Raw genomic sequence first — 19,000 nt, 5'->3', positions numbered from 1 at the left:
ATGAAAATAACCAATCACCGTAGTTGTGTTATTCACGCTATAACACTGGCAGGTTTTGCCTTGGCTACAGCTAACGCACAGGCAGAAGTATTGTGGCACGACTTTAGTGCGACGTATTTAAAAGGGAACAACTATCGGTTGGGCAGCCCGCATCAGCAGGTATTTACCTTCGAACATGCGGCGGCTACCAGCTGGGGTGACAGCTTCTTTTTTCTAGATCACATGCGAGAAGCCAGTGGCGAGCGCAGTAACTATGCGGAATGGTCGCCACGGTTTAGCCTTTCGAAAATGGCTTCAAGCACATTTCAATATGGTTTCATTACCGATGTATTGATTAGTACCACAATTGAAATGTCAGAATTTCAAACCAACTTTTTGTATGGGCTAGGAATTGACTTCAAGGCTCCTGGCTTTCAGTTTTTGCAACTAAATGGCTATCGCCGTAATAACGACCATGCGGCCGATAACTGGCAATTAACCGGTGTTTGGGCAGTACCATTTGAACTCGCTGAGCAACCGTTTTTATTCGACGGTTTTTTTGACTGGACCAATACAACCAGTGGGCAACGTGCAAGTTTAGGCATGAGTGCGCAGTTAAAGTGGGGCATACATCCGCTGTTAGGGGTAAAGAACCCTATTTACCTTGGTGTGGAGTACGTGTATTGGCACAATAAATTCGGTATAGCCGACAGTGCAATGTTACGTACCCACGAGTCGAACATGAATTTGCTATTAAAAGCACATTTCTAGTTGTTGCGCAGGGGTAGCAGCTCTTGAGCAACTTAGCCCAAAAGAGTAATATTGCGACCCTCATTCTTGCCTCAGTAACACCGTTCCTGAGTGCTAGCCGTTAAGGAATATTGTTATTACCACCTCGACTACTAAAAACTCGTTAGGGTTTCCGATTATAATTTTATTAGCGTCGCTTAGTGCATTGGTTGCAGCTGCAATTGATATGTATTTGCCGGCGTTTCCAACCATGGGCGCACGGCTTGACATTACTGCTGGCCAAGTGCAACAAACGCTGACCATATTTTTACTTGGCTTAGGGGTTGGTCAGGCAATTTATGGGCCATTACTCGACCGTTATGGTCGCCGTTTACCTTTATTAGCGGGGCTTGGTTTATTTGTTATTGGCTCAATTGCTGCTGCCTTAAGCAATAGTTTTGAAGCGTTGCTAGCGGCACGTTTTATTCAAGCGGTAGGAGCCAGTGCTGGTTCAGTTGCTGGGCGGGCGGTAGTTTCGGACACCTGCGATACTCAAGAGTCGGCGCGAATTTTCTCTATTTTAGGCCAGGTAATGATGCTGGCGCCTATTTTAGCCCCAATGATTGGGGGCTTGGTGCTTATTTATGCTGACTGGCAGGTAATATTTTGGGTTATGGCCGCCATTGGGCTTATTAGTTTATTGCTAACCATGCGTTATTTACCCGAAACCCTAAGTGTTCAGCAGCGCACCCCGTTGTCGTTTTTAAGTATTATTCATGGCTATGCTCGGCAGTTTATTCAACCAAGCTTTTTCTTTTATACATTAGCTATTGGCGCTACTTTTGGCTTTATATTTATTTATGTAAGTTCGGCACCCTTTGCCTTTATTGATAATTTTGGCCTAACACCTAGCCAGTTTAGTTTCTTGTTTGCCGCCAATGCTGCCACTATGATAGCCATGAGCCAAGTAAATATGCGCTTATTAAAACGCTACAGTGCGAGCACTTTATTGTATGTTGGCTTAGTTGCTTTTGTGGCGTGTGGGCTTGGGCTTTCACTGCTTATTCAACTAGGGCAAGTGGCCTTATGGAGCTATGCGTTATTGCTAGCGATGAGTATTGGTACCACCGGGTTTATTACTGGCAACTTGTTTGCGAACACCATGGCAACGGTGCAGAAAAATGCCGGTATTGCTTCGGCGTTGCTAGGGGTTATGCAGTTTACCATTGGCGGGGTGCTGGCCTTTGCGGTTAGCTTGTTAACCCCGTCGTTACTTAACTTGCCACTTTCTTTTGCCGTACTTGGTTCGTGTACGTTGGTGTTTTGCTTGTTTGGCAAACACTTTGCCGATAAGAAAGCTGTTTAGCCGCGGGCATCGCCAAAGTGTTTAGGACTACTTAGTACAATAGCAAAAGTAATTAACGCCATTACTAGCAAGCCGGTGTACAGGTCGTGAGTGGCCGCAAACACCGTGTGGCGTAAATAGCTTTCTGCGTCGATACCTAATTGAGAGTTCTGTAATGCGGTTATGGCCGTGTCCATATTGGTGGGTAAATGTGTGCCAAGCTCTGTTGGGGGCTTGGCTAAACGGCTTGTTAAGCTAGCATTGAAAATAACACCAAACACAGCAACACCTAAGCTTTGACCAAGAAACCGAGCAAACATATTGGCCCCTGTAACCACGCCACGGCGGCCCCAGTCGACAGATGATTGTGCACCCACCAACATTGACGTAGACATTAAGCCAAAGCCGGCGCCGATCACCACTTGAATGGCCGCTACCGTCCAAATTGGGGCTTGGTAAGGTAAGGCCAGAAATAGTGCGGCAGCCAAGCAAATAAGCACGCTGCCAATTAAAGCAGTGTTGCGAAAGCCTATGCGTAAATAAAGCCGCCCAGAAAGGGCAGAAGCCGTTGGCCAGCTTAAGCTCATAGCGGCCAGTACTAGGCCAGCGGCAATGGCATTTAAGCCGTATACGGACTGAGCAAACGTGGGTAAATAGGCTACCGGACCCATTACAATAAAGCCCATGCCAATCATAGCAAGGTTAGCCCCAGCAAGAGAGCGATGGCGCCATAGCCATACGGGCATAATGGGTTCTGCGGCCCGGCGTTGGGTCCATATGGCGAAGGCCGTTAGTACCGCCGCTAGCGCAAAGACAATGAAACTTAGCTTTGACAACCAGGGCCAAGCTTGGCCACCTTCCAACAAGGCTAAAATAAGAGTACTTACGGCGGCTAAAATAGCGGCCGAGCCAAGGTAATCAACCTGGTGTTGTTTAGGCTCAACCTTTTCATGTAGAAATAGCACTAAAAGCAGTATAGCTACGGCACCAATAGGCACGTTCACTAGAAAAATCCAGCGCCACGACACATACTCAGTAAAGGTTCCGCCAAGCATGGGCCCAGCAATAGCGGCAATACCCCACACACTGGAAAGAAAACCTTGAATTTTGGCCCGTTCGCGCAGGGAATATAAGTCGCCTGCTAAGGTGTTAATGGTGGCCATCATGGCCCCAGCACCTAACCCTTGTAAGCCACGAAAAAAAATAAGCGAGTGCATGTTCCAAGCTGCTGCGGCTGCCGCCGACGAGGCTAAGAAAATAACGCTACCGATTAATAATATGGGTTTGCGACCATAAATGTCGGCTAATTTGCCATATACTGGAATGGTAACGGTTTGGGCCAGCAAATATATAGAAAACACCCAGGTAAACATTGAGAAGTCGCCTAAGTCGGCCACTACTTGCGGCACTGCAGTGGAAACAATGGTAACGTCCATAGCCGCAAGCATCATAAACAGCATAAGGGCGGCGAGAATCCATGGGCGGCGATTCGCAGGTACAGGGGTGTTTGTCACAAATGCTCCAACAGCAGGCAGGGTAAGCTTTAAAAGGTTAATTTAACACATACAGGCGCTATTAAGCATTGGGCTTGGCTAAAGAAAGTTGGCCAAGGTTAAAGTGGCTTTATGTTCATTAGCTGTAGTATGGTTATAGCCATAATTCATGTTGCCTACGTTTTAGTGGTACCTAATCCTTGCTAAAGTCCCATTCAACATTAATAAAAGCCTTAAGCCCAGCGCAAGCCTATGAACAAGCGTTGGCTCATGGCTTTCAAACCGATGCCGCTCAGCACGCCGCAGTAGCAAGCCTTGAGCACTGCTATCAGCAGCTCGAAAATAATACCGGCATGCCCCAGGGCGTTTATTTATATGGCCCGGTAGGGCGCGGCAAAACCTGGCTAATGGACCGCTTTTATGCCAGCTTAACTATTCCGGCTCGGCGGCAGCACTTTCACCACTTTATGCGCTGGGTGCACCAACGTTTATTTCAACTGACCGGCCAAGAAAACCCACTTAGCCTATTAGCCCAAGAATTGGCCAACGAAGTGCGCGTGCTTTGTTTCGATGAGCTGTTTGTAAGCGATATAGGCGACGCTATTTTGATCAGCGGCTTGTTACAAGAGCTATTTGTGCAGGGTTTAGTATTGGTGGCCACGTCGAACCAACACCCCGACGAACTTTATGAAAACGGCTTTAACCGTGAACGGCTGCTACCCGCTATAGCAGCGCTAAAGCAACATTTGCAAGTTATTAATGTTGACGGTGGCCAAGACCACCGATTACACCCCGGCAAGGCTTACCAGCGTTATTGGGTGCAGCAGCCAAATGCACTAAAGCAGGTATTTAATAGCCTTACCGAACAAGTAGGGGAACAAGCAAATAGGCCTCAACAGTTAGTATTAGGCCACCGCAATATTGCAGTTATTAAGCGCACAGAACATATTTTATGGTGTAATTACCATGACTTGTGCGAGCAACCGCTAGCCGCGGCAGACTTTATTGAGCTTTGTGATCAATTTAACTATATCCTGCTTGATCAAGTGCCTAAGTTAACGGCAGCGGCACAAGGAAACGCTATTGCTAGGGGTACCGAAGACGGCGTTGTGCAGGTGGTGGCGGGCGACCGAGTGCTACCCTTATTGTCACGGCACGACGACGGTGTGCGCCGCTTTATTGCTTTAGTAGACGAGTGTTACGACCGCAATGTGCCCTTATATATAAATGCGGCCGTAGCACTTACAGAATTGTATACGGAAGGGGCATTGTCCTTCCCATTTCAACGTACCTTAAGCCGCTTGCAAGAAATGCAGTTACAGCGTTTCAAACCAAGCCAGTAGTTCTAATTAACTTGTACAGTTCTATCTCGGCCTTCTTGTTTAGCTTGGTATAGGGCTTCGTCTACTTTCTTTAGCACTTTGTGAATTGGCATAGGTAAGCCGGGCCAATATGCCACGCCTATGGACACGGTAACTTGTACGTTGGTTGGCATTTTATATTGGCTAAAATGGGTGCGAAATTGTTCTGCAAGTTCGAACGCTTGCTGCTGTGTGGTATGAGGTAGTAAAGCTATAAATTCTTCACCACCACTTCGGCATAAAGCGTCGTTTGGGCGTTCAAATTCCTTGAGTATGTTGGCAAACAAACAAATTATTTTATCGCCCATATCATGGCCGTAAGTGTCGTTAATTTGTTTGAAGTGATCAATGTCGAGCATAAGTACAGCAAAAGGTATGTTGTTTGCTGCGTGTTGTTCAAGTACCTGTTGCATACCACGCCGGTTGAGTAAGCCTGTCATAGGGTCGGTTTGGCTGTCACTATGTAGTTGTGTTATGCGCTCGTTAAGCACGTCCATGCTGTTCATAATGGCTTGTTTAAGTTGCTGAGCTTCATAATACCAAGCCTGAACATGGTTCATGTTTTGAACAGGTGCAGGATCAATAGGGCTGGTTTTTTTAGCAAGGTGCCGCAGTGGCCGGGCAATTAAGGTGCTAGCAAACCAAATACCGAGCAAAGTAACCAACACTAGAGGCAAGCTTTTAATAACGATACGACTAATATGGCCATTGAGTGGTGCTAGGGTTGCTTCTAGTGGCCGCTGTGCCACTACGCCCCAACCTGCTTGAGTTACGGGGGCAAACCCAGCCAGCATTTCGATGCCTTTTGAGTTGAAAATGGTCTGCGTGCCTTCTATGCCCTGAACAACTTGGTTCACGGCCTTATTAATGGTAACTACTTCGCCAATACGCTCGGCATTGGGGTGATAAATTAAGGTTCGGTTGCGATCAACAACATACAAGTAAGAGCCATCTTTGTAGTCGTGGGTAGCGAGTAATGACCTGAGAATATTGTCTTGTTCTAAATAAATGGCAGCACTAATGTAGCCCAAATAATCGCCATGGGGAGAAAAAATTGGCTGCGACAAACTAACAAGGTAGTTACCCGCGGGGGAAACAAAAGGGTTGGCAACCAAAAGCCGCTTGGCATTTAGCGATTGCCGCGCATTTTCAGTCGAAATTTTTAAGCCGTCAAGAGCCATAGCGCGTGGCGACGAGCTAATAATAACCCCTTCTGTATTAACTATTACAACGGAGTTAAATTGATTCGACTGGGTATGTAAACGAAGGGTTTCGCTATTTAGTAGCTCGGGGTTGTTCATGTGCGCACTTAGTAAAGCAGCACTATAAGCAAGGTGGCTTTGGCTGGTTTTAATAAATGCATTGGCCACGTCAGCTAACTTTGCGGCATAAACCCTGTTCGCTTCAAGGGTGTTTTCTATTAAGAGGTCGCGTTGTACTTCGTAAGAGGCATAAAAGCTGTTGCCTAAAGTAATGAATACACTGGCAACCCCAAGGGAAAGAATAAGGCTACGAACCTTTTGTTTTTTTAGCCAGCGATAAAACATGAGAGATCAATAATCCTGTCGTACGTTTAAGCAAGAAATTCACGCAATGCCATAGCTAGCGATTTAAATGATTAGCTTTAAGTATAACAGTAATTATGCCAATTAAGGGAGTTAAAAGTTTAACTTTAGTACAGTTATTTAAAGGCCGTCCTTGGCCTTGGGTTATTAGGTTTCTACTGCCAAGTCGGGAGTGGCAATTTCAGGGTATGTGGTGCGTAAGCGTGAATCTAATGAGGCCGTAAAGCGAGCTACAAAAGCTATGGTAGCGGCAAACAGGCCCGTATAGCCAACGGCAGACAACAGGTACGGCAAGGTAGGGTCGCCTTCTTCGCGGACTATCGGTAAGTTAAATGCTAGCAAACCAAAGGTAATCACTAAGCCAAAAAAGCACATGAATAGCAACCAAGTGCCTGCTTCAAAGCCTGTCATTGCTTTACGCCAGCCGGTAGCACTAGGCACTTCGAAAGGCTGCGCTTTATGCGTACCAAGGGTGAGTAGGTCGTACACAATAACCAAAGCACCCACGGTAAAGACAAAACCAAATATGGGTAAAATTAGCTTAAACGTTGACATAGCAGGGCCAATGTCACCGCTGGTCCATTCTAAGCCGAGCACCCGCGCCACAAATGAATGAGCAACACCACCAAAAGCAAAACTCATGGCCATGCCGAGCATACCAATAAATAGTAGCCAGAAGCCGAAACGACCAATGCGTTGGTCGAAGTCGGGCACATTACGAATAGCGGCAACCGCCCAATAGGCCGCCCCTATACCCAGCATGCCGAAGGTGCCAAATAACGCTAAATGGCCATGGCCGGCAGTAATCCAAGTGCCGTGCGACCAAGCGTTAGTGAGAGCAAAGGTCATGGTAAAGCCTAAAATACCAGCACCTACCAGCTCTAATATGGTGGAGCCAAGTAAGAAGTAAAAAGCAGGGGCGTTGTCTAATGGGCGTTTATTTACATGGGCGTCTAAATAAATATGCCAGAAACAAAATATTAGGGGTAATGGTTCTAGAGCACTAAAGAACGAACCCCAAAACTGCCAAAACTCAGGGGTTCCTATCCAGAAATAGTGGTGCGCATTACCAATTAAGCCGGACAGCCAAACAAATGAAATTCCCCAGAACACTGCAAAGCCTACGGCTCGTACCGAGGCTTTAAACATAATGACAATTAACACACCCACTAAACTTATGTGAATAACCTCCCACACGCCTTCCACCCAGTAATGCACCACATACCAGCGGAAGTATTCTTGTAGATCTATTCTTGATATATAAAAAAGACCAAACACCCAAACAACAGCTAAGGCACTAATTCCTAGCCCAAGTCCCCAATGAATTTCGTTCCACTTTCTAAAGTTCGGGAAGGTACGCAATACAACAAAAGCGAAAATGAGAAAACCCACCAGTACCCCAATACCGAAAACACGGCCTCCTTCAAGGTATTCCAATCCATTTTGCAGCCAAGGTTGGCCTTTCCACCAACCCGCAATACCTTGCATGGCCAATGTTTGCGTACTTATATTCCAAATTGCGAGAATAATAAGGGCGTAAAAAAGTAACTTAACCAACCACTGCGAAGCTATTTCACGCTTTGAAAGCAGCGGTGCAACAAACACAGTGGCACCAATAAAGCCACAAATAATCCATAAAATACCAAGACTTAAGTGAGACGCCCGCACCACGTTAAAGCTTAACGTGCCAGCAAGTATAGTTGGATCAACTTGTTGTACTGCTAGCAGCATTCCGTAGGCCACTTGGCCAGCAAATAAAATAAGCATTAACAAAAAGAAACGTAGGCTTAACCGTTGCGATTCATAAGTGATTTTCATAGCTCGTTCCCCACATTAGATAATGAAGCTAAATAAGCCACCATGGCTTCGAGCTCATCTGGTTTTATTAGGTTGTTATAAGCGGGCATTAACCCTGCAGGGTAGCCTGCAACTAGCTGGGTATTCGGGTTTAAAATAGCTTCAGTTAAATAGGTTTTGTCGGCCTTAACTGTGCTGCCGTCGGCTAATTCAACCATGCTGTTAAATAAATCACCCCAGCCAGGGCCAATGCGTCTGCTGGTGTCGGTAGCATGGCAAGCATTGCAGCCATATTCAGCCGTAAGGCGTTCACCCAAGGCCACTAAGTTGGTTGTATTGGTAGTAGCTGCCACGCTGGTAACAGCTGCGGCCATAGGCAGTACGGCAGGGCCGTAGGCAAGGGCTAAACGGTTTTCTAAACTGCCGGTTCTTACTTCAGGCGGCCAGCCTTCTTTATTCATTGCTGAACTGTATTTCATAAAGGCAATCAACTTCGCTACTTCACCCTCTCGAAATGCAAGGTTAGGCATGTGCGATATTTTGCCCGCGCGCCGGTCTATGCGCTCAGCTGCCCCTGGATATTTTTCTAGGTACTCTTCAAACGAGCTAACACCAGCAAGTGCTAGTTGTTCTGGGGTGGCTAAATGAACGCGCACAGCAGCTGCGGTTGGCCAACTTGCCGCGGCTGGTAAAAAGGCTTCTAACCATGCCGGGCCCGTATACTTATATTGTTCTGTTAAGTCGGGCGCAAAATAAGCACCGTTACCTACAATAGTGTGACAACCCATGCAGTTATAGGCTTGAAAAATTCGCTTGCCTTCATCTGCTGAAAAGCTTTTATAGCTAATTTGGTCTGGTACAACTTGGCCGCGTTCATCAATAAAAGAAAAGTAAGAAAGTAGTACGAAAATAACTACCATCAGGCTTAACACCCATAAAGCCCCATGGCGGCGTGGTGTTTCACAGCTTTTGTCGTCGGACGTTGTGCAAGTCATGACTCACCCTCCTGCTTATTTTGACATTGATGGTCTTGGCATTGGGCGGCTTGCGCTTCGTCGTTAGCATGAATAAACAGCATGCGTAGACTGCCAATGAAGACATAAATAACGTACACGCCCAAAATAAAGCCAAGAATAAAATATATCTGCCAATACAGGTCAGACTCGGCAAAATATTCGTTGTCGCGCCAAAATGGTAGTGAAAGCAACACCGCTGCCCCAGAGGAAAGGAAAGCGATAATAAAATCGGTTAACCGTTGCATTATGTGGCCCTCGTTTATGAAAATGACATGGATCATGTTCTTACAAGGAACTGCATTATCTTTGTAATAACGTTTAAATAGTGTACAAAGCGGAATTTAGCAATGAAGTAAAAAATAGCGGTAGCGCCATATACTTATGTAAATAAAACGACAATGAGGGCAAAAGCACCAGCAGAAGCGGTTTAATTGGCTTGCCAGTTAAGCTTATATTACTATTGAGGTATCTCTTCTTTATTTGTTAGTACCACGTGCTTTGCAAGCCAAATTAGACAAATTTATAGCGCACTTTAATATGCTAAGGCTTATGAACAAAAGCCTTGTAAAGTGTAAGGCTTTAATAAAGTAAGGGTGTTTTAAAAGTAAACGTAGCAGGGTATATGCGAAATTATTGTGTTGTATTAATTGGTGTACTGGTAGCAGTTGTTGCTTGTTTACTTGGAAATAATGCCCACGCGGCACGCCCATTGGTTACCGACGACGCGACTATTGTTGATCACTGTCAAGTGGAAAGCTGGTGGCAGCGGGAAAACGGTGAGCCAGCATTTTGGCTGCTTCCTGCCTGTAATATCGCAGGCGTAGAATGGTCGTTAGGCGCAGCTAAAACAGGCCATAGCGAACCTACCCAGTACGCATTTTCAGCAAAAACCGAACTTAAACCCCTCGAACCCAACCATTATGGTCTTACTGTAGAAGTAGGGCATGAGTTTTTCGCTGGTAGCTCTTTGGCTGGTGACACCCATTTTAATTTTGCTTTAACTAAAAGCTGGTTCGACGATCAACTGCTAATACACGTTAACGCGGGGCGTTTGCTGCACCCACAGGCGCAAGACAATTGGACTAGTAGCATGGCCGCGCAATGGCAACTGGTTCAGTCGCAATGGGTTTTTGCCGAGCTATTTCGAGAAGCGGCGGGGCGGTCATATTATCAATTAGGTTACTTCATTGAAGTGCAACCTAATCGCTTACAGCTCGATGTAAGCTACGGTAATAAGTTTCATGAAAAGGGCCGTGAAAGCTTTGTTTCTGCAGGCTTTGTATATTATTTCAGCGTACGTTAAGTGGAGGGCTTTGGTTTATGAACGGAAATGACTTACACACAGTTTTACGGCAACTACTTAATAGTGCAGACCAGATAGTAATGAGTAGTTTACTAACACAGCATCATCGTGCCGACATTGGTGCTGCCATAGCTGAATTTAGCGCCCATGAAGTGTGTGACCTATTGCAGTTGATGGGTATTAACGAACGGGTGAAAATATTCAGCCATTTAACGCTTGCGAAGCAGTCGGAAGTTGCCTCGGCCATGACTTCCGAGCCTTTTGTTGAATTGTTTTTGAATATGCTGCCCGACGAGCGGGCCGACTTGTTTAATACCCTAACGCCAGCAGAACAGTCGATTGTGATGTCGCAAATAGCCTTAGCTGAACGGGAAGACATTTGGCGTTTAGCTTCATATAAAGAAAATGAAGCGGGCTCGGTCATGACCTCTGATTATGTGCAACTGGGCGCAGCCTTAACGGCGGTGCAAGCGATTGCATTGTTGCAAGAAACAGCAGCCGATAAAGAAATTATTTATCAAGCGTATATTGTGAATGATACCAATCAATTAATAGGTACTATTTCATTACGCGACCTAATTGTTGCCGAATCCAGCGCTAAAGTTACCGACTTAATGACCAAAAAGCCTATTTCAGTTCGTGCTGAAGCGCCACCAGAAATAGCCGCTCAACTTATTTCAAAATACGATTTAATTGCTTTGCCGGTGGTTAATAACGACGGCAAAATGCTCGGCATTATTACCCACGACGATGCCATGGACATTGCCGCGGAAGAAGCCAGTGAAGACTTCCATAAAACCGGTGCTGTGGGTAGTTTGGTAGGGAATATAAAAGAAGCCAGTATTCGAATGTTATATCAAAAACGAGTGTTTTGGCTGGTGTTATTAGTGTTCGGTAATATATTTTCCGGGGCTGGAATAGCATATTTTGAAGACACCATATCGGCCTATATAGCATTAGTGTTCTTTTTGCCCTTATTGGTAGACAGTGGCGGTAACGCTGGCTCGCAGTCGGCAACACTTATGGTACGCGCGTTAGGTACCGGTGAAGTACATTTAAAAGACTGGGCCAGCATGCTTGGCCGCGAGTTTATTGTTGCGGGTTTACTTGGTTTAACTATGGCGGCAGCAGTATCGGTACTTGGTGTATGGCGCGGAGGCATGGAAATAGCCATTGTAGTGGCATTAACCATGCAAATAATCGTTATTGTAGGTAGTGTTATTGGTATGTCGTTACCCTTTGTACTAAGCCGTTTTAATATGGACCCAGCGTCGGCGAGTGCGCCGCTTATTACTTCCATTGCCGACGGTGCTGGCGTTATTATTTATTTTAGTATTGCTACTTGGCTGCTTGATTTACCAGTGGCTGGATAAATTTAGGTTATGCAAAAACTTTATCGGTAAATAGAACTCTAAATGTATGTCGATCACACAAGGCCTTTTTCAAGCATAAGCATTAAGCGGGGGCATAAAAAGTACTTACTAAAATAATTGAGGGATTCTAAATGAGGGAGCATAAATGAAGTACATATCAATTTTGGTGCTAATACTTATATCAGGCTGCACTTCGCAAAGTTTTTCAGAACGCACAGCCGATAAGGTATTAAGGGCGATTACGGGCCAAGAATACTCCCGCAACTCGTCAGAATGTTTACGAATAAAAAACAGTTGTCAGCAGGGAAATTATACCGAATGGCTTCTTGAAAATGGCAAGAAAGCCTGCGCTTGTAACTAGCTAATGCTTAATACGGATATGAAATACAGGCTACGAGGTTATGGCTCGATGGGTTGATAAATTGCGGCAACTTATTTTTCAGTAACTGGTTAATTACAACGCCCGCCCATGCGGGCGTTTTTGTTTCTAATATTCAGCGTTTTAGGTTGCCGAGTGGCATTTACTCGCTAGAAAGCTGAAAAAACACTTACGCGCATAGTATAAGGGCAATGAAATGACAACAGCACAATTAGACAAAATGCGCTTAGAACTGCGCCGCGGCGTGCTAGTACTGGCGGTATTAGGGTCGCTAAAACAGCCGCATTATGGCTATTCATTACGCCAACAGCTTCAGCAGGGCGGTATTGATATTGACGAAGGAACCTTGTACCCGCTTATTCGCCGTTTAGCCGACCAAGGTTTGCTCGATAGTGAATGGCAACAAAGTGAAGGCCGAGAGCGTCGTTATTATCAGCTTTCCACTTTAGGCACAGCACTACTAACACCGCTGATCAAAGAATGGCAGCAGCTAAATGGCGCACTGACGAATGTGTTAGGTGACTTAGTTGACGACATAAACAATTTTTCAGAAGCCTCAAATAAGCCAGAGGGGAACCCATAATGGAACTTGTAAAACGATATATTGCGGCAGTACAGCGTGAACTGCCAGAACAAAAGCGTGAAGAAATTGGCCGCGAGCTAAATGCCAATATTATGGACCAGCTCGATTCGATGAGTGCACAGCAAGGCGAGCTAACAGCCAGTGCAGTGTCTGTAGTATTAAAGCAACTGGGCCATCCGCGCACCGTGGCGCAGCAGTTTGTGCCACCGCTGCCGTTAATTAGCTCGGCTTATATGAGTCTTTATATAAATACCCTGTTTATGGTATTAGGTGTGCTATTTGTGCTACAGGTTATTACTAGCTCTATGGCATGGTTAGGCAGTGCTAACATGGGTTTAGTGGGTTATTTATTTAACCTTGCCCGCGGCTTTATGGAAGATGCGTATTTTGCCTTTACCGCGATTACACTAAGTTATTGGTTGATATCTCGGAAGCAGCCCGAGCCGAAAAGCTGTAATACCAAAAACTGGCTACCGGAACAATTACCTGCGGCAGGGCAAACTTGGCAGCATATTAAGTTACAGGACATATTTACAGACTTAGCCACTTATATATTTTTGTTGGTGGTTATTTGGTACCCGCAGTTTATGCCGACCGAGCAGCTGGCCAGTATTAATTTGCTCCTGAGCGACCAATTAATGCTTATTTTACAATGGAGTACGCCAGTTATTATGTTTGGCATTGGCAGTTCTCTTTGGCAACTACGTAGCCGTCTGTGGAATAAAACCCGATTGATAATGAATGTGGTGGTAAATTCGTTTTTTGCAGCCCTAGCGGTATTTATTGCGACAATAACGCCCCTATTGCAAGAGTCTGCATTTTCATTACAGAAAGTATTTACTTTGCTGCAAATAGAACGTACTGCAATGATAGTATTTGTTGTTATTGCCATCATTACTATTTGGGAGGTGGTGCGTGATATATGGCGTTTGCGAAAACTAAGCTATACCCATTAAGTATAGACATGCCCACTTAGAGATATAGTTAGTTAGTTTACAACTCATTATATTATTAGTGCCAGTAGCATAATAGCTTGTGAATTATTTTGGTTTATGTAAGCCATTAAACTAAGGGGTAGGCCATGAGAAAAGCGTTAAAACACCGATCGTTTTATGGACTTTTATTTTATGCAGTTACTTTAAGTCCACTTATATTTAGTAGCTCGGTACAAGCAAATACGGCGGAAGGACAAAAAAACTATACGGCACACTGTCAAGCGTGCCACCAAGCTACAGGTAGGGGGTTGCCTGGTGCGTTTCCGCCATTAGCACAAAACCCGAACCTAGCTGGTAATCCTATATATGTCATTGACACCATTATAAACGGTAAACGCGGGCCCATTGAAGTGAATGGAGTGGCCTACAATTCAATTATGCCGCCAATGCAGTATTTAAGTGACGATGTTATTGCTGGTATTGCTAATTATGTTTTAAGTTCCTGGGGCAATAGCTATGGCTCTGTTACTACTAACGATGTAACTAACATTCGCACTGGATCAGGCAAAGAAGACCGAGCCGCAGGCCAGCCACACGCAGGAGCAACAGCTGCCGAAGTTAATTACCAAGGCGGTGGCTCGCCAATTCAAACCGCTCGGCAGGTTATTTCTCCGGGGGCACCGTCGTTAACAGAAGATGAATTTTCCTACGCGCAAGAAACCTATTTTCAGCGTTGTGCAGGTTGTCATGGAGTGCTGCGTAAAGGTGCCACAGGGCTACCATTAACTACCGATATTACCCAACAAAAAGGCACTGATTATTTAAAGGCACTGATTAAGTTTGGCTCGCCAGGTGGTATGCCAAACTGGGGTACTTCCGGTGAACTAACCGATGACCAAGTAGACATTATGGCTCGCTTTCTGCAACACGAGCCGCCAACACCGCCTGAATGGGGTATGGCAGACATGATGAATACTTGGACAGTGTTAATTAAGCCGGAAGACCGGCCAACTCGTCCACAGCATAATTACAATATCGATAACATGTTTGCCGTAACACTACGCGATGCGGGTGAAGTGGCAATTATTGATGGTGACAGTAAAAAAGTACTGAACTATGTTTCTACAGGTTATGCGGTGCATATTTCACGGGCGTCTAGTTCAGGTCGCTATTTTACTACAATAGGCCGCGATGGAAAAATTGACCTAATTGACCTGTTTTTAGAAAAACCAGATGTAGTGGCAACGATAAAAATTGGCCTAGAAGCACGCTCGGTCGAAAACTCACGTTATAAAGGTTATGAAGACCAAATAGCTATTGCAGGCGCCTATTGGCCACCACATTATGTATTAATGGACGGCCTAACTTTAGAGCCAAAAAGAATAGTGTCCACGCGTGGTATGACAGTAGACACCCAAGAATACCATCCAGAGCCGAGAGTAGCCGCTATTGTTGGGTCACACATGCACCCTGAGTTTATTGTAAACATAAAAGAAACAGGGTTGATTAAATTGGTGAACTACGCTGATATCGACAACTTGGTTGAAACGACTATTTCAGCAGCGCCATATTTACACGATGGTGGCTGGGACAGTTCTGGTCGCTACTTCTTAACAGCGGCTAATGAAAGTGACCGTATTGCAGTAGTAGACTCACTTAAAAGAACCTTGTCGGCATTAATACCCGTAGAGCGTATTCCTCACCCTGGCCGCGGAGCGAACTTTGTTGATCCGGTATATGGGCCAGTTTGGGCCACAAGTGCCTTGGGTAATGCCAACATTACCTTAATAGGCACCGACCCAGAAAAACACCCTGAGCATGCCTTTAAAGTGGTACGCATACTTGAAGGTCAAGGTGGTGGCTCACTGTTTGTAAAAACGCATCCTAAATCAGTGAATTTATGGGTTGATACTCCCTTACATCCAGAAGAGTCTAAGAGCCAGTCAGTGGCTGTGTTTGACATTAATAATTTAGAAGCAGGCTATAAAATACTTCCCATAGCTGAATGGGCCGACTTAGGGCCAGGCCCTAAACGGATTGTTCAGCCGGAATATAACCAAGCAGGTGACGAAGTTTGGTTTTCCGTTTGGAGCGGCATGAATGAACAGTCTGCCATTGTTATAGTTGACGATAAAACCCGTACCTTAAAACATGTGATTAAAGACCCGAAAATTATTACCCCAACGGGTAAGTTTAATAACTATAATACGCGTAATGAAATATATTAATTTACGGGTTTATAATGAAATATACTTGGCTGCCAAGTGCAGTAGTACTAAGTTATTGTGCGCTGGCTACAGCGCACGCTTTTACTTTAGAGCATGAAAACAGCGAAACAATAACCGCTGAACAAGAATGGGTTGAAGTGATCACGGTGGTGGCTCACCGACAACCCAGAGCATTATCGGCAATAGCAGGGACGGTAACGGTTATCGATGAGGAAGAGCTGCATCGATACATCATGTTAGATATCGCCGATATTGCACGTTATCAACCGGGTATTGAAGTGGACAAAGCCAGCAGTCGTTTTGGTTATGGCAGCTTTCGTATTCGGGGTATAGGTGGTAACCGCAGCGTCACTGTGGTGGATAACATACCTGTTCCCGATAGTTTTTCAGTGGGCAGCTACAGCAACGCAGGTCGCGGATTACTTGAGCTTGGTTTAGTGAGCAATATTGAATTCCTCCGCGGCCCTGCGTCTACCTTATATGGCAGCAAAGCTTTGGGCGGCGTTGCTGCTATTCAACTCTTAAATGTCGACGACCTATTACGCCAAGAAGATACCCCTAGCCGAATTCAATTTACTTATAACAGTGACAGTGAACGTTATGTGACAAATGTGGCACATGCATTTCGTGCTGGGCGTTTTTCAACACTGTTGGCAGGTGTCTACCAACAAAAACAAGAAACCAGTGTCGCGGGCTTAAGCAAGGCCCAACCCATTGATCGACAAGAAAGTGACAGTAAATCGTGGTTGTTAAGAACCACTTATCATAGCGACTATGGCGACATTCGGCTGACCTTGAACGAATTGTTTGAAGCCTATGAAACCGACATACAGGCTATATTAGGCACTGGCAGGTTAGGCACAACTACCGGACTTTTTGGCAACGATGAAGTAAAGCAAAAGCGTGCCGTGCTTGATTGGAATGTGCCAAGCTTCGGCTTTATTAACCGTGGCACCGTGCGCACTTGGTTGCAGCAAACCGATACTCAACAAGACACCTATGAAGAGCGGCTTGCCGCGGCTAAGCCAGTTCATATCTGGCGCGCATTCAATTATAACCACCGAGCTATTGGTGTCAGCGCAGACTTTGAGTCGCAGGGGCAGCTGTTTAACTTACGTCAGCGAATTGGTTATGGTTTTGAATGGATAACCAGCCAAGTAAACGACTTACGTGATGGAGAAGAGCTTAATTTAGCTACGCAACAATATAATAAAGTATTGCTTGGTGAACAATTTCCCCTGCGTGATTTCCCCAAAACTAAAATAAATGAAGCAAGCGTTTATTTGCACAATGAAATTGAACTATGGCGGGGGGGCTTGGTTATTAGCCCGGGAATACGTTTTGAGCATTATGAACTTTCGCCACAAGCCGACCAATTGTTTGATGAACGCTTCCCAAATGCGGAGCAAACGGCCTTAACCACCAATTCTTGGTTACCTAAGCTTGGCTTACTTATGCCCTTAGGCAGCCAAGCCGAATGGTTTGCTCAATATGCTAAAGGGCATCGAGCGCCGCCTTTTTCAGACGTGAATATAGGTTTGTACTATCCGCAATTTAATGTGCGGGCCATTTCTAATCCCGATTTAAAGTCGGAAACAGGGCAAACCTTTGAAACAGGACTTCGGTGGCGGCACGCTTCTACCAGCATTGAAGCGGTTGTTTTTTATAACAAGTACAAAAACTTCATTCAAAGCCGTGCACCTTTAGGGCGAAATCCTGAAACAGGCGAATCATTATTTCAGTCTATTAATCGCGACCGAGTCACCATTAAAGGTAGCGAACTTCGTTTCAAGCATTCCCTGCATGCGAATGTAGATACGCAGTTAAAGCTGTCATGGTTAAAAAGCAAAGACCATGAAACGGGACAACCTTTAAGCTCCGTTTCTCCTGCTAGCGCTAATATAGAATTGGCCTATTTTAGCCCCTCCATGGCTTGGGAAACACGGTTCATAGCCAATGTTGCCAAAGCACAGCAACAGCTGTTAGCAGCCGACGGTGCCACATTGTTTGCTACCCCCGGCTATGCCAGCTTCGACCTTATTAGCCGCTGGTATGTAACCGATCGCATGCACATTAATGTTGGCCTATATAATTTAGCTAACAAAGCTTACTGGCGTAATAGTAGTGTGATTGATCTGAACGAAACAGATCCAAACATTCCCTTGTTAGCCGAGCCAGGTAGAAGTGTAGCGCTGGGTATTAGCGCGCGGTTTTAAGAACAGTTAGACGGGGCTTGACGTTTCCAGTGTACGGGGTGAATCTATTCGCACCGTAGGCGATGCCGTTGCGATAAGACATCAGATCGTATAGATAAATACCCGATATAAATGTTGTAGTTGTTACGTTAATTCTAAAAAAATAGGTATGCCACTACAGTTAAAGTGGATCTTTGAGACTGTAAAAGATTTTGTGTAAATGGCTGGTTTCACTGTTAAATCCGATCCTGATATATAATCTCGAACTGTGCCATCGCTGGCTTCCAGTTGCGTATGGGTNGCCCGCCATGAGCGGCTGATGGTGGGATGCTCAGAGTCCCATGTCGAGGCGAAATTTTCTAGTGCCTGCTCGGCTTCAGCGCGAGTAGCCGCGCCATAAATGAGTTTTAAATCAGCGGCAATAGTCTTGCGCTGTTTCCAGTTTACGTACCGCAGAGAGTGGCGAATTTGGTGCACAATGCACAGTTGCACTTGAGTCTTCGGGTAAACCGCCTCAATGGCTTCTGGGAAGCCTTTAAGGCCATCGCAACAGGCAATGAAGATATCGTCTACACCACGGTTTTTCAGCTCGTTCATTACCGATAGCCAGAATTTAGCGCCTTCAGTTTGAGCCATCCACAGCCCGAGCAGCTCTTTTTCACCGTCAGTGTTGATGCCAAGCGCTAGGTACACTGACTTATTCTGTACAACACCAGAAT

At 45.4% G+C, this 19,000-nt stretch carries 14 protein-coding genes and 1 pseudogene; 9 read left to right on the top strand and 6 right to left on the bottom strand.

Annotation, left to right across the window (positions count from 1 at the left end; translation table 11 throughout):
• Complete coding sequence (locus M1L23_RS00905) at positions 1 to 750, top strand: outer membrane protein OmpK (protein ID WP_252625081.1); 750 nt, start codon at positions 1 to 3, stop codon at positions 748 to 750.
• Positions 751 to 859: 109 nt separating this feature from the next.
• A complete protein-coding gene (locus M1L23_RS00900; RefSeq protein WP_338021824.1) occupies positions 860 to 2,074 on the top strand; it encodes a multidrug effflux MFS transporter in 1,215 nt (404 codons plus the stop codon).
• Here M1L23_RS00900 and M1L23_RS00895 read toward each other — a convergent pair.
• Positions 2,071 to 3,567: an MDR family MFS transporter gene (locus M1L23_RS00895; RefSeq protein WP_252625077.1), complete on the bottom strand. Its 1,497-nt coding sequence runs from the start codon at positions 3,565 to 3,567 to the stop codon at positions 2,071 to 2,073. The two genes, M1L23_RS00900 and M1L23_RS00895, sit on opposite strands and share 4 nt — an antisense overlap.
• Positions 3,568 to 3,746: 179 nt before the next feature.
• Here M1L23_RS00895 and zapE point away from each other — a divergent pair, with 179 nt between their 5' ends.
• Positions 3,747 to 4,889 (top strand): cell division protein ZapE, encoded by a 1,143-nt coding sequence (zapE, locus tag M1L23_RS00890; protein WP_252625075.1) that lies wholly within the window; start codon positions 3,747 to 3,749, stop codon positions 4,887 to 4,889.
• Positions 4,890 to 4,891: 2 nt separating this feature from the next.
• Here zapE and M1L23_RS00885 read toward each other — a convergent pair whose 3' ends face one another.
• The 4 genes from M1L23_RS00885 to M1L23_RS00870 all read right to left on the bottom strand — a co-directional run bounded on the left by M1L23_RS00885 (position 4,892) and on the right by M1L23_RS00870 (position 9,530).
• Positions 4,892 to 6,454, bottom strand: a complete 1,563-nt coding sequence (locus M1L23_RS00885) for a sensor domain-containing diguanylate cyclase (RefSeq protein ID WP_252625073.1) — start codon at positions 6,452 to 6,454, stop codon at positions 4,892 to 4,894.
• Positions 6,455 to 6,619: 165 nt separating this feature from the next.
• Positions 6,620 to 8,290 carry a cbb3-type cytochrome c oxidase subunit I gene (locus tag M1L23_RS00880; RefSeq protein WP_252625072.1) on the bottom strand — a complete coding sequence of 557 codons (1,671 nt, stop codon included), beginning with the start codon at positions 8,288 to 8,290 and terminating at the stop codon, positions 6,620 to 6,622.
• Positions 8,287 to 9,264 carry a c-type cytochrome gene (locus tag M1L23_RS00875; protein ID WP_252625071.1) on the bottom strand — a complete coding sequence of 326 codons (978 nt, stop codon included), beginning with the start codon at positions 9,262 to 9,264 and terminating at the stop codon, positions 8,287 to 8,289. Before M1L23_RS00875 ends, M1L23_RS00880 begins: the two co-directional genes overlap by 4 nt.
• Entirely contained in the window at positions 9,261 to 9,530 is a 270-nt protein-coding gene (locus tag M1L23_RS00870) for a hypothetical protein (RefSeq protein ID WP_252625070.1), read from the bottom strand. Before M1L23_RS00870 ends, M1L23_RS00875 begins: the two co-directional genes overlap by 4 nt.
• 377 nt (positions 9,531 to 9,907) lie before the next feature.
• Here M1L23_RS00870 and M1L23_RS00865 point away from each other — a divergent pair, with 377 nt between their 5' ends.
• From M1L23_RS00865 to M1L23_RS00835, 6 genes are all read left to right on the top strand, one after another.
• Positions 9,908 to 10,588 carry a hypothetical protein gene (locus tag M1L23_RS00865; RefSeq protein ID WP_252625069.1) on the top strand — a complete coding sequence of 227 codons (681 nt, stop codon included), beginning with the start codon at positions 9,908 to 9,910 and terminating at the stop codon, positions 10,586 to 10,588.
• Positions 10,589 to 10,605: 17 nt separating this feature from the next.
• Positions 10,606 to 11,961, top strand: coding sequence for a magnesium transporter (mgtE, locus tag M1L23_RS00860; protein WP_252625068.1), 1,356 nt, complete (start codon positions 10,606 to 10,608; stop codon positions 11,959 to 11,961).
• A 575-nt stretch (positions 11,962 to 12,536) separates the two neighbouring features.
• Positions 12,537 to 12,923, top strand: coding sequence for a PadR family transcriptional regulator (locus M1L23_RS00855; RefSeq protein WP_252625067.1), 387 nt, complete (start codon positions 12,537 to 12,539; stop codon positions 12,921 to 12,923).
• A complete protein-coding gene (locus M1L23_RS00850; protein ID WP_252625066.1) occupies positions 12,923 to 13,879 on the top strand; it encodes a hypothetical protein in 957 nt (318 codons plus the stop codon). The genes M1L23_RS00855 and M1L23_RS00850 overlap by 1 nt, the downstream gene beginning before the upstream one ends.
• Positions 13,880 to 14,004: 125 nt before the next feature.
• The gene (locus tag M1L23_RS00840; protein WP_274707205.1) at positions 14,005 to 16,086 is read left to right on the top strand and encodes a cytochrome D1 domain-containing protein; all 2,082 of its coding nucleotides are present in this window, start codon (positions 14,005 to 14,007) and stop codon (positions 16,084 to 16,086) included.
• A 14-nt stretch (positions 16,087 to 16,100) separates the two neighbouring features.
• Positions 16,101 to 18,302 (top strand): TonB-dependent receptor domain-containing protein, encoded by a 2,202-nt coding sequence (locus M1L23_RS00835; protein WP_252625065.1) that lies wholly within the window; start codon positions 16,101 to 16,103, stop codon positions 18,300 to 18,302.
• A gap of 264 nt (positions 18,303 to 18,566) precedes the next feature.
• Here M1L23_RS00835 and M1L23_RS00830 read toward each other — a convergent pair.
• Positions 18,567 to 19,000, bottom strand: a pseudogene (locus M1L23_RS00830) (IS256 family transposase); the annotation flags it as partial.

The sequence above is a fragment of the Aliidiomarina quisquiliarum genome (assembly GCF_023922585.1).
GTDB lineage: Bacteria > Pseudomonadota > Gammaproteobacteria > Enterobacterales > Alteromonadaceae > Aliidiomarina > Aliidiomarina quisquiliarum.
The sequence above is the reverse complement of the archived record's forward strand: the minus strand, read 5'-3'. Positions and strand labels throughout refer to the sequence as shown.

Bases quoted from the DNA above. Each gene is read 5' to 3' on its own strand.
- M1L23_RS00835 (WP_252625065.1), top strand. From the start codon at position 16,101: ATGAAATATACTTGGCTGCCAAGTGCAGTAGTACTAAGTTATTGTGCG.
- M1L23_RS00870 (WP_252625070.1), bottom strand. From the start codon at position 9,530: ATGCAACGGTTAACCGATTTTATTATCGCTTTCCTTTCCTCTGGGGCA.
- mgtE (WP_252625068.1), top strand. From the start codon at position 10,606: ATGAACGGAAATGACTTACACACAGTTTTACGGCAACTACTTAATAGT.
- M1L23_RS00840 (WP_274707205.1), top strand. From the start codon at position 14,005: ATGAGAAAAGCGTTAAAACACCGATCGTTTTATGGACTTTTATTTTAT.
- M1L23_RS00850 (WP_252625066.1), top strand. From the start codon at position 12,923: ATGGAACTTGTAAAACGATATATTGCGGCAGTACAGCGTGAACTGCCA.
- M1L23_RS00875 (WP_252625071.1), bottom strand. From the start codon at position 9,264: ATGACTTGCACAACGTCCGACGACAAAAGCTGTGAAACACCACGCCGC.
- M1L23_RS00885 (WP_252625073.1), bottom strand. From the start codon at position 6,454: ATGTTTTATCGCTGGCTAAAAAAACAAAAGGTTCGTAGCCTTATTCTT.
- M1L23_RS00905 (WP_252625081.1), top strand. From the start codon at position 1: ATGAAAATAACCAATCACCGTAGTTGTGTTATTCACGCTATAACACTG.
- M1L23_RS00855 (WP_252625067.1), top strand. From the start codon at position 12,537: ATGACAACAGCACAATTAGACAAAATGCGCTTAGAACTGCGCCGCGGC.
- M1L23_RS00865 (WP_252625069.1), top strand. From the start codon at position 9,908: ATGCGAAATTATTGTGTTGTATTAATTGGTGTACTGGTAGCAGTTGTT.
- M1L23_RS00880 (WP_252625072.1), bottom strand. From the start codon at position 8,290: ATGAAAATCACTTATGAATCGCAACGGTTAAGCCTACGTTTCTTTTTG.